Raw genomic sequence first — 9937 nt, 5'->3', positions numbered from 1 at the left:
CCTACCACCGCCGCCGACGACAACACTCTCTGTCCCGGTTGACCCCTATCGAGTACGAGACCATCATGACCCCACCGGCCAGTCAGGCCGCGTGACTGAAACTGTCACCTATCGGTGCAGCAGACCCATCGCCTGCTCGTCGCTGGTCCTGGTCGCCAGCGTGGACGCACAGGGCAACTGTGACGTCTCCCCGCGCGGCGGCCCCGCCGGGTTCGTCGCCGTCCTGGACGCGCGGACGGTGGCGATACCGGACGCGACGGGCAACAAGCGTCTGGACAGCCTGCAGAACGTCATCGCCACCGGGCGGGCCGGGCTGCTGTTCGTCATCCCGGGGCGCACCACGACGCTCAGGGTGAACGGCCGGGCCTGCGTCTCCACTCGCCCCGAGCTGCTGTCGCAGCTGACCGCCGTGGGCAAGCCACCGGCCAGTGCGCTGGTGCTGGGCATCGAGGAGGTCTACCCGCACTGCCCCAAGGCGCTGCTGCGCGGCGGGGCCTGGAAGCCGGAGCAGTGGCTGCCGGCGGACGCCCGGCCGACCTCGGCCGAGGTGACGCTGGCCCAGCTGCGGATGCCGGATCTGACGATCGCGGACACCGAGCAGGCGGAGGCGGACTCGCTGAGATACCGCTACGAGTGACGGGCCGCGGACCCACAGCCGTGCGCTGAGGCCGACGTCGGCGCCGGGCGGTGGGTCCGTCGTCGCGTGCTAGTCCTCCGGCTCCCAGGCGATCAGCTGGTCGAGGATGCGCCGGTCGCCGTCGAGCCGCAGCGAGTCCATCAGAATGCGGCCGTAGCAGAACATGACCAGCTCATTGGCCGTGCCCCGGGCGGAGACATAGGCCGCCTCCGGGCGCTCGCCGGCGACCGGCGTGGGGAGGCGGTCGGCCCGGGCGCCGTCGGCGGAGAACCAGAGCCGCCAGGAACGGCCCTCGGTGGCGTGGTAGTCGACGACCGCGGGCTTGTGCGGCCACGCGGCCGTCGTCGCGACGCAGGTGGTCAGGAACTCGTCGACACCGTCGAGGGCCACCTCGTCCGGCAGCGGCTGCGGGGCGCCCACGGCGACCTGGGCGTCGTAGGTGTGCACGGCGACCTGCTGGAGCTGGTGCCGGGCGACGGCACCAGCCGTCTGCGGCGACTGCGAATCACCCCACCACGTCCAGCAACCACGATCCGGGCCGGCCTCCCGCAGCGCGTCCAGCAGCTCCCTCGTCGACGCGGCGAACCAGGCCAGCAGGGCCTCGCGTTCCCGGGGCACCACCGGCGCGGACATCGCCGGCGGAGCGTCGGCGGGCCCCGCGGCCACGATGGCGGCCCACCTGCGACGCCCCTCGCCCAGGTGCTGCACCAGGTCGAACAACGTCCACTCGGGACAGGTCGGCACCCGCACGTCGAGGCTGGGTGCCGCGGCGACTGCCGCCCGGAAAGCGGTCGATCGTTCGTCCATCAGCCGCAGCAGGTCAGCGAACTCCAGAGTCTTTTCCACCGCGGCTTTGTACCACCCCGCTCCGACACCCGACAGCGGGTTTCCCCACCCCCGGCGGCGGGGCCACGCGGAAAATCCGTTGCCCGGCGGCCCGCGGGTTGACCATGCTGACGCGCATGGATCAGTGACCAGTGGCGCACGTGCGCGATGAAGGCGGGTTCGAGTCACCTCCCCGTCTCGGTCCGCCGTGCCACTCGAAGCCCGCACCGGGTGACCGGTGCGGGCTTCCTTCACGCGACGTGATCTGCGACGTCGCGCCAGCCGGCGTGCTCCGCGCCGAGACGCCGGCTGCCCGCCACTGGATCCGGGAGGCACCCCCCGGCGCGCCATCGCGCTGCCGGGCGCCTCCTGCCTAGACCTTGGAATCGCCGAAGCCATGAATAGTTCCCGCCATGTCCGCGTGCCGGCCGACGGTCGCGGACCCGGCATCGACCGCAAAGCGCTGTGGGTGGTCAGCGAGCTCGGACTGCCGACCATCGTCAAAGCCTGCGTGTCGTGCAGGTCCACCCGTCACCGTCCCACCGGGAAGATCCGGGTCAACGCGAACCACAAGCTGCTCGACGTGTGGCTGCTGATCTGCTGCGACCTGTGCGGCCGCACGTCGAAGATCCCCGTCCACGAGCGCGTCAACGTGCGGGCGCTGGACCACGAGCGGCTACTGAGGTTCGAGAACAACGATCCGGCCATGGTGCGACAGCTGACCATGGACGCGACGCTCGCCCACAAGGCCGCCTACCAGCTCGACTGGACCGGCACCTGGCAGTTGGACACCGACATACCGTTCTACGACCTCCAGCGCGAGGATGCCGCGCCGCTCGAGGTCATCATCAGGTTCGAGCTCCCGGCACCCGTCCGGGTCGAGAAGCTGCTCACCGCCGGGTTCGGCCTGAGCCGTCCCGCCGTGCGAGGCATGGTCGACTCCGGGCGCATCCGCCTGCCCCTGCCCATCGACGCCAAGGCCCGCGAGGACTTCACCTTCCTTGTCGTCACCGCCCCACCGCTGTCACCCGAGCGGGCATAGGTGCCACCCCACGGCGCGATGACCTGCGCCGTGGGGCGGCCCGTACCATCCGGCCCGCCGGCCGTCGCGGTCGGCGGGCCGGCCCAGCGTGCGGCGGCTCACGTGAATGTGCCGGCCTTCGCCCGCACGGACATGCCTGCGTGCGAATCCCGTGCTTCAAAGACCTCCGCTTGGCTGTCCGCGACATCTCGCCTGAGCGACTACTCCCGCCTCGCGAGCAACGCATCCACCCTCGGGGCCGGACAGCACCTCCGCTCGCGGCCCGCGACGCGGACACCGAACCCGCGCCTTATCGCCCCGTTACACACCGCTGCCACGCGCTCAGACGGGCGCCCCCTTAAGGCCGGGCGCGGATCGCCTGCGTCATGGCATCAGCCGACACCGGCATCCGGGTCGCGCAGGGACCTGAGCTGCTGTGCGCTTGACGGGGCGGGATTCACTCCGCTGCGGCAGGCCTCTCACCAAGATCATTTCTACCGCTAACCGCTGTCCCGATCTTCCTCAACCCCGGACCCCACTGCCACTCGACCTTTATCGGATTACCGTTATTCAAAATCCACTAAACGAGCCGGCGAAACGGGCATAACGCCACTGCACCATAATGACTGTTATGTGGTTCGCTTCCGACGGCGTTTCGGGTGACCCTCCGGGCTGCAACGCCATGCACCGGTTCGACATGGCCGTCGCGGGACCCGAGATCGCCAGGGTCCTGGTACCCGGTGGCACCCTGGCCGGTTGTGGAACGTCATGGACGACCGGGTCGACTGGGTTGCCGGGCTGGCGCGGGTCAGCGGGAGCGCGGCGATCGGCCCGCGTGACACGCCCGCCAGTTGGCGCGCCGAGACGGCCGACGCGCACCTTCCGAAGGCTGGCGTGGCCGCCCGGTTCGGCTCGCCCGAGCAGGCCGAGTTCCCGCACGGGCAGCGCCGCACCGCCGACTCCCTCGTGGCGACCCTTGCCACAAGGGCGGGGATGCTGGTCATGCCGGAACAGGAACAGGAGGCCACGCTCGCCGGATCCGCGCTTTCCTGGCGAGCAGACCGGAGACCGCGGACGGCGAGTTCACCCTCCCGATGCTGACCTGTGTGCTGCGCGTCCGGCGGCGGTGAAAGGCACCCGCGGCGAGGTCAGGGGCATGATCATGGCTCAACATTCCTGGCGGACGACAGCACCACGTGGTGTTCCCAGGCCCAGGCGGCGACTTCCACCCGGTTGCGCAGGCCCAACTTGGTCTGGATCCCGGAGAGGTGGCTCTTCACGGTGCTCAGCGAGATGAACAGCTCGGCGGCGATCTCCTGATTGGTCCGCCCCCGGGCGATCTCCCGCACCACCTCCAGCTCCCGGTCGGACAACCGGGCCGTCGACGTCACCGCCGGCGGTGCCACCGCGGCGGCGAGGTGGCGCAGCAGCCGGACGGTCACCGACGGGGAGACCAGCGCGTCGCCGTTGCGGGCCGCCCGGACGGCCTCCACGAGCAGCGCCGGGCCGGCGTCCTTGAGCAGGAAACCCACCGCGCCGCCGCGCAGCGCACCGTAGACGTACTCGTCGAGGTCGAAGGTGGTCACCACCACCACCCGCAGCGGCTCCGCCACACCCGGTCCGGCCAGCGCGCGGGTGACCGCGATGCCGTCGAGGCGGGGCATCCGGATGTCCACCAGGCAGACGTCCGGGCGCAGCCGCCGGGCCTGGGCGACCGCGTCCACCCCGTCGGCGGCCTCCGCGACCACCGTGATGTCCGGCTGGTCCTCCAGGATGAGCCGTAGGCCGCCACGGACCATCGCCTGGTCGTCGGCGATCAGCACCCGGATCGTCATCGCGGCTGCCCGGCGGGGACGGGCACGGTGGCCCGCACCGTCCAGCCCACGCCGGGGCCGGGGCCGGCGCGCAGCGTCCCGCCGAGGGTCTGCACCCGCTCGCGCATCCCGACCAGGCCGTAGCCGCCGCGGTGGGGCGCCCGCACCGGCGACGGCGGGGCGTCGTCGGCCACCTCGACGGTGATCTCCCGCGCCTGCTCGGTGACGGTGACCGTCACGTGGCGGGCCTGCGGCGCGTGCCGGGCCACGTTGGTCAGCGCCTCGCGGACGATCCGGTACACGGTGTTGGTGACCTCCGGCGGCCAGGAGGCGGTGTGCGCCGGGGCGTCGAGGCGTACCGGTGGGCCCTGCCGCTGGAACCGGGCGACCAGTGCGTCGAGCCGTTCCGGCCCGGCGGAGGAGGACACGGCGTCGTCGGTGTCGCGGAGCAGGCCGACCACGCGGCGCATCGAGGTCAGGGCGTCGGCGCCGGCGGCCTCGATGCCGGCGAGCGACGCCGCCACCCGGTGCGGGTCGCGGCCGGCGACCAGCTGCGCGGCCTGGGCCTGGATCACGATCCCGGTGATGTGGTGGGCGACGACGTCGTGCAGCTCACGGGCCAGCTCCAGCCGCTCGTCCTGGCGTACCCGCTCCAGAGTGGCGCGGCCGCGGGCGTCACGCCGGCGCAGCGACAGCCCGACCGCGACGGCGGCCAGCCACGCCGCGCCGGCCAGCACCGTCACCGGGGTGAGACCGTGCCGGGCCGGCAGCGCGGACAGCCAACTGCCGGCGACGACCGCGGCGCCCGCGACCGCCCCGGCCACGCCCGCGCGCAGCGGCGCCGTGCGCAGGCAGGAGCCGGTGAGGACGGCCAGCGCCAGCGCCGTCACCGGGCCGGGCTCCTGGGGCAGGTCGGCGACGGCGGCGACCGCCACGGCGAGCGCCGCCACGGCCAGGCCGGCCAGCGCCGCCGCCACCCGATGCCGGCGCCGCCCCACCGCGAGCAGGCTGACCGCGGCACCGACCGCGCAGTCCGGCAGCCAGTACGCGCCGCCCCAGCTGACCCGCAGCGCGGCCGCCGTGAAGACCAACCCGCCGGCGAGCCCGACACCGAGGCCGACGTCGGCCACCGCCGGCCACCCCCGCCGGTCCACAAGGTCCATGCCGCCCAGGCTAGGGAATCCGGGCGCGGCGCGAACCGGCCGAAAGTACGGTCGCCGGCCACGGCAACCGTGCCGGGGACCGATGCCGCAGGCGCCGTGCGTGGCCAGGCTGTGCCCATGTCACCTGAAACCTCACCTGCCGTGCTGCACGCCGAGCGGCTGACCAAGCGGTACGGCCGACGCGCCGCACTGGAGGACTGCGACCTGCTGGTGCCGCGCGGCCGCATCACCGGGCTGGTCGGCCCGAACGGGGCGGGCAAGTCGACCCTGCTGCAACTGGCCTGCGGCCTGATCACGCCGACGTCGGGCCGGTTGCGGGTGCTGGGCGCCGCCCCGGCCTCGGACGCGGCGCACCTGGCCCGGGTCGGCTTCGTCGCCCAGGATGCCCCGGTCTACGCGTCGTTGACCGTGGCCGAGCATCTACGGATGGGCGAGCGGCTCAACCCGTCCTGGGACCGGTCGCTGGCGCGGCGGCGGGTGGCGCAGGCCGGCCTGCGAACGGAGCAGCGGGCGGGGCGGCTCTCCGGCGGCCAGCGCGCCCAGCTGGCCCTGGCCCTGGCCGCCGGGAAACGACCCGAGCTGCTGATCTTCGACGAGCCGGCCGCCGCGCTGGACCCGCTGGCCCGTGACGGGTTCCTGCGCACCGTCACCGAGTCGGTCGCCGAACTCGGCGCCAGCGCGGTGCTCTCGTCGCATCTGCTCGCGGACGTGGAACGGGTCTGCGATCACCTCGTCGTGCTCCGCGACGCCCGGGTACGGCTCGCCGGCGACGTGGCCGACCTGCTGGCCGGGCACCACCTGCTGGTCGGGGCCCGGGGCGTGCTCGACGGGCTGCCGGCCGGGCTGAAGGTGATCCGGGCGGAGCACGCCGACGGGTTCAGCCGGGCCGTCGTGCACGGCGGGGCACCACCGCCGGGGCCGTGGACGGTCGAGCCGCTGCCGCTGGCCGACCTGGTCCTGGCCTACCTGGCCGGGCACGCGACGGAGGTGACCGCGCGATGATCTGGCTGACCTGGCGACAGTTCCGCGTCCCGGCGCTGGCCGGTGCCACCGTGCTCGGCGTCCTCGCCGCGTACCTGGTGCGACTGGGAGTGGAGATCCGAGACGCGCGGGACGGCTACCTCGCCCGGTGCGACGCCGCCGGGGACTGCGCCGGGGCGGCGGCCCGGTTCGCCGCCGACCATCAGAACACACTGTTGATCCTGGCCGGCGTGTTCTGGCTGCTGCCCGTCGTGCTCGGCATGTTCTGGGGCGCGCCGCTGGTGGCCCGGGAGTTCGAGAACGGCACCCACCGACTGGTCTGGAACCAGAGCGTCACCCGGCGCCGCTGGCTCGCCGTCAAGCTGCTGGTCGTGGCAGTGGCGGCGATGGCCGTGGCGGGTCTGGCCAGCCTGCTGCTGACCTGGGCGGCGAGCCCGGTCGACCGGGTCGCCGACGACCGGTTCAGCACCATCGTGTTCGGCGCCCGGGACGTCGCGCCGGTCTCCTACGCGGTGTTCGCGGTCGTCCTCGGCGCCACGGTCGGGCTGCTCGTACGCCGGACGGTGCCGGCCATGGCCCTCACCGTCGTCGTGGTCGCCGCGATCCAGGTCGCGGTGCCCAACGTGGTCCGCCCCCAGCTCATGCCGCCGGTGACGGTGAGCCGGCCGATGACCGCCGAAGCGGTCAACGAGCTGCGGGGGCTCGGCAGCATCACCGGACGCCCGGCCGTGCGGGGACTGACCGTCCCGGACGCCTGGGTGACCGGGACCAGCGAACTGCTCACCGCGGACGGCCGGCCGCTGGACGCCGCCACGTTCGACGACTGCCTGACCCGGCCGCCCCGGGTGGGTGCCCGCGGTCTGTTCGGCGACACCGCACCGTGCCTCGGCGCACTCGACCTGCACGTCGACGTGACCTACCAGCCGCGTCACCGCTACCGGGCGTTCCAGTGGTTGGAGTCGGCGCTCTACCTGGCCGCCGCCGGGCTGCTGGCCGGGGCCGGCATGTCGCGGATCCGGCGGCGCGTGAACTGAGGTGCCGGGCGGGGGCGGTGCGGGGCTAGCGTGCTCAGGTGCGCAACGCCGAGTTCACCGACCCCCGCCTGGTCGCCGTCTACGACGTCGAGTGCGGCTGGGGCCGCGACGACGACTTCTTTCTCGCCGCGGTCGGCGAGACCCCGGCAGCGCGGGTGCTGGACCTCGGCTGCGGCACCGGCCGGTTGACCCTCGCCCTCGCCGCGGCCGGGCACACCGTCACCGGGGTCGACCCGGCGCGCGCCTCGCTGGACGCCGCCCGCGCGAAGCCCGGGGCCGACCGGGTGACCTGGGTCGAGGGTGGCGCGGAGGCGCTGCCGTCCGGCACGTACGACGTGGCGGTGCTGACCAGCCACGTGGCGCAGTTCCTGGTGGACGACGAGGAGTGGGCCGGGGCGCTGGCGGCGCTGCACCGCGCGCTGGTCGACGGCGGCCGGCTGCTCTTCGACTCCCGCGACCCGGCGGACCGGCGGTGGGAACGCTGGAACCCCGTCGAGTCCCGCCGCCGGTTGACGTTGGCCGACGGGGACGAGGTCGAGGTGTGGACCGAGGTGACCGACGTGCGGGACAACGTCGTCCACTTCACCCGCCACTACATGTTTCCCGACGCCCACCTCAGCGGCGACGCGGTGCTGCGGTTCCGCACCGAGCAGGAGCTGCGCGACTCGCTCGAGGCGGCGGACCTCCGGGTGGAGCGGATCCACGGCGGCTGGCACGGGGAGCCGGTGGGCGCGGGGAACGGCGAGCTGGTGGTGGTCGCGACCGCGGTCTGACGCCGGTCAGGACATGGCGCGGAAGGACGACACCGCGTCGACCACGAATGCGGGAGCGTCCAGCCACGGGTAGTGTCCGCCGCCGGGTTGCACCACGGCCTGGCCGCGCGGGAAGAGCGCCGCGTACGTGTCGGCGTTGGCCGGCCCCAGGAACACGTCGCGGTCGCCGGCGAGGACCAGCACCGGCGCGTCCAGGGTGGCCAGCGCGGCCCGGGTCGAGGCCGGGTCGAAGACGCTGAAGGCGCTGGCCGCGGCCCGGTTCTGCTCGGTGGCCTGCCCAGCGGCGTGGGCCCGCGCGGCACCGTCCCACCGGCCGTAGGTCAACGGGATGATGGCGGCCCAGTCCGCACCGGAGGCTCCACCGGCCAGCACCCGGTCGAGCGCGGCGGCGGCCCGCCCGTACCACGGCTCATCGCGGTGCGGCCGGGTCGCGGCGAGCCGGTCCTCGGCGGTCACCTCGATGCCGACGGCTCGCGGGCTCGGGGTGACCAGCACGAGCCGGGCGATCCGCCGCGGGTGCCGGGCGGCGTACGTCACCGCCAGGTTCGCCCCGGCGGAGTGGCCCAGCAGGTCCATCCGGTCGAGGCCGAGGTGTTCGCGCAGCGCCTCGACGTCGTCGACCTGCCGGTCGCACCGCCAGCTCGACGGGTCCGCCGGCGTCGCCGAGTCGCCGGTGCCGCGCAGGTCCAGCCGCACCAGGTCGGTCAGGCCACCCAGGTCGCCGAGGTACGACGAGGCGCGCATCGGCCCACCCGGCAGGCAGATCAGCGGGGTGCCGTGGCCGGTGCGGTGGTAGGCGAGTCGGGTGCCGTCGTACCCGGGGAAGCCGGTCGTGCGGCGGGTGACGGGTGCGTCCATGCCCCCCATCGTCGTCGCGGGGGCCGGCTGGCGCTGTCCGTGCCGGTCGCGGTGCGGCGGCCGTGGCGGTCGACGGTGGCCGGGTGCTGGGTACGGCGAAGATGGGTCGGAACCGGCCTGGCCCGGGCGCGCACGTCTCGACGGCGAGCTTCATGGTCGCCGGCGACGCTCGGGGTCGCGGCGTGGGGCGGGCGCTGGCGGAGCACGCGCTGGACTGGGCCCGGGCGCAGGGGTACGCCGCGATGCAGTTCAACGCGGTGGTCGAGTCGAACACCGTCGCCGTCGAGCTGTACCGGCGGCTGGGGTTCACCGTGATCGGCACGGTGCCGGAGTCGTTCACGCACCCGACACGGGGCCGCGTCGGGCTGCACCTCATGCACCGCTTCCTGTGACCCGGGCGGGGCAGCGCGGGAACGTCCGCCGGTGCCACGATGGACCGATGAGCGACGAGCCGATCGACCTGGCGGCCGCGCTGGCCGGCTTCGACCAGCTGTGGAGTCCCCGGATCGTCACCCGGGTCAACGACTACGACGTACGGGTCGCGAAGGTGGCGGGGGAGCACGTCTGGCACGCCCACGACCACACCGACGAGTTCTTCCTGGTCCTCGACGGGGAGTTGCGGATCGCGCTACGCGATGACGCCGGCGAGCGGACGGTGGTGCTGCCACGGGGTGCGGTGTTCGTGGTGCCGCGGGGTGTGGAGCACCGGCCGTCCTCTCTGGACGGCGCGTCGATCCTGATGTTCGAGCCGTCGGGGACGTCCAGCGTCGGGGACCGGCATGAGGCGGTCCCCGACCACGTGGACGCCACCACCGGCCACGACCTGTGACC

General features: G+C 73.8%; 11 protein-coding genes and 1 pseudogene. 8 read left to right on the top strand and 4 right to left on the bottom strand.

What is annotated here, in order from left to right; genetic code table 11:
- The first annotated feature begins 91 nt into the window (after window positions 1-91).
- Window positions 92-637, top strand: coding sequence for an MSMEG_1061 family FMN-dependent PPOX-type flavoprotein (locus AC5RWQ_RS26320; RefSeq protein ID WP_494285324.1), 546 nt, complete (start codon window positions 92-94; stop codon window positions 635-637).
- Between the two features lie 69 nt (window positions 638-706).
- Here the strand turns inward: AC5RWQ_RS26320 and AC5RWQ_RS26315 are convergent, their stop codons facing one another.
- A complete protein-coding gene (locus AC5RWQ_RS26315; RefSeq protein ID WP_494285323.1) occupies window positions 707-1483 on the bottom strand; it encodes a maleylpyruvate isomerase family mycothiol-dependent enzyme in 777 nt (258 codons plus the stop codon).
- Between the two features lie 376 nt (window positions 1484-1859).
- Here AC5RWQ_RS26315 and AC5RWQ_RS26310 point away from each other — a divergent pair, with 376 nt between their 5' ends.
- A complete protein-coding gene (locus tag AC5RWQ_RS26310; RefSeq protein ID WP_494285322.1) occupies window positions 1860-2504 on the top strand; it encodes a DUF1062 domain-containing protein in 645 nt (214 codons plus the stop codon).
- A 735-nt stretch (window positions 2505-3239) separates the two neighbouring features.
- Window positions 3240-3584 (top strand): hypothetical protein, encoded by a 345-nt coding sequence (locus AC5RWQ_RS26305; protein ID WP_494285321.1) that lies wholly within the window; start codon window positions 3240-3242, stop codon window positions 3582-3584.
- Between the two features lie 59 nt (window positions 3585-3643).
- Here AC5RWQ_RS26305 and AC5RWQ_RS26300 read toward each other — a convergent pair whose 3' ends face one another.
- A complete protein-coding gene (locus AC5RWQ_RS26300; protein ID WP_494285320.1) occupies window positions 3644-4318 on the bottom strand; it encodes a response regulator in 675 nt (224 codons plus the stop codon).
- Entirely contained in the window at window positions 4315-5460 is a 1146-nt protein-coding gene (locus AC5RWQ_RS26295; protein ID WP_494285319.1) for a sensor histidine kinase, read from the bottom strand. The genes AC5RWQ_RS26300 and AC5RWQ_RS26295 overlap by 4 nt, the downstream gene beginning before the upstream one ends.
- 117 nt (window positions 5461-5577) lie before the next feature.
- Between AC5RWQ_RS26295 and AC5RWQ_RS26290 the strand changes: the two genes are divergently transcribed.
- Genes AC5RWQ_RS26290 through AC5RWQ_RS26280 form a run of 3 tightly spaced genes read left to right on the top strand, consistent with a single transcriptional unit; the run spans window position 5578 to window position 8248 of the window.
- Window positions 5578-6462, top strand: coding sequence for an ABC transporter ATP-binding protein (locus AC5RWQ_RS26290; RefSeq protein WP_494285318.1), 885 nt, complete (start codon window positions 5578-5580; stop codon window positions 6460-6462).
- On the top strand, window positions 6459-7475 hold the full coding sequence (locus AC5RWQ_RS26285; protein ID WP_494285317.1) for an ABC-2 membrane transporter-related protein: 1017 nt from the start codon (window positions 6459-6461) through the stop codon (window positions 7473-7475). The genes AC5RWQ_RS26290 and AC5RWQ_RS26285 overlap by 4 nt, the downstream gene beginning before the upstream one ends.
- A gap of 38 nt (window positions 7476-7513) precedes the next feature.
- A complete protein-coding gene (locus tag AC5RWQ_RS26280; RefSeq protein ID WP_494285316.1) occupies window positions 7514-8248 on the top strand; it encodes a class I SAM-dependent methyltransferase in 735 nt (244 codons plus the stop codon).
- A 6-nt stretch (window positions 8249-8254) separates the two neighbouring features.
- Here the strand turns inward: AC5RWQ_RS26280 and AC5RWQ_RS26275 are convergent, their stop codons facing one another.
- Window positions 8255-9106 (bottom strand): alpha/beta fold hydrolase, encoded by an 852-nt coding sequence (locus AC5RWQ_RS26275; RefSeq protein WP_494285315.1) that lies wholly within the window; start codon window positions 9104-9106, stop codon window positions 8255-8257.
- 50 nt (window positions 9107-9156) lie between these two features.
- On the opposite strand from AC5RWQ_RS26275, the pseudogene AC5RWQ_RS26270 reads away from it, so the two are divergent.
- Together AC5RWQ_RS26270 and AC5RWQ_RS26265 are read left to right on the top strand one after the other, a co-directional pair.
- Window positions 9157-9498 (top strand): annotated as a pseudogene (locus AC5RWQ_RS26270) (GNAT family N-acetyltransferase); the annotation flags it as partial.
- Between the two features lie 47 nt (window positions 9499-9545).
- Window positions 9546-9935 carry a cupin domain-containing protein gene (locus tag AC5RWQ_RS26265; RefSeq protein ID WP_494285314.1) on the top strand — a complete coding sequence of 130 codons (390 nt, stop codon included), beginning with the start codon at window positions 9546-9548 and terminating at the stop codon, window positions 9933-9935.
- Window positions 9936-9937: the final 2 nt, after the last annotated feature.

It is taken from the genome of Micromonospora sp. BS32, from assembly GCF_059089345.1.
The sequence above is the reverse complement of the archived record's forward strand: the minus strand, read 5'-3'. Positions and strand labels throughout refer to the sequence as shown.

Coding starts and splice junctions, on each gene's coding strand:
- AC5RWQ_RS26300 (WP_494285320.1), bottom strand. CDS start 4,318: ATGACGATCCGGGTGCTGATCGCCGACGACCAGGCGATGGTCCGTGGC.
- AC5RWQ_RS26265 (WP_494285314.1), top strand. CDS start 9,546: ATGAGCGACGAGCCGATCGACCTGGCGGCCGCGCTGGCCGGCTTCGAC.
- AC5RWQ_RS26290 (WP_494285318.1), top strand. CDS start 5,578: ATGTCACCTGAAACCTCACCTGCCGTGCTGCACGCCGAGCGGCTGACC.
- AC5RWQ_RS26285 (WP_494285317.1), top strand. CDS start 6,459: ATGATCTGGCTGACCTGGCGACAGTTCCGCGTCCCGGCGCTGGCCGGT.
- AC5RWQ_RS26275 (WP_494285315.1), bottom strand. CDS start 9,106: ATGGACGCACCCGTCACCCGCCGCACGACCGGCTTCCCCGGGTACGAC.
- AC5RWQ_RS26295 (WP_494285319.1), bottom strand. CDS start 5,460: ATGGACCTTGTGGACCGGCGGGGGTGGCCGGCGGTGGCCGACGTCGGC.
- AC5RWQ_RS26310 (WP_494285322.1), top strand. CDS start 1,860: ATGAATAGTTCCCGCCATGTCCGCGTGCCGGCCGACGGTCGCGGACCC.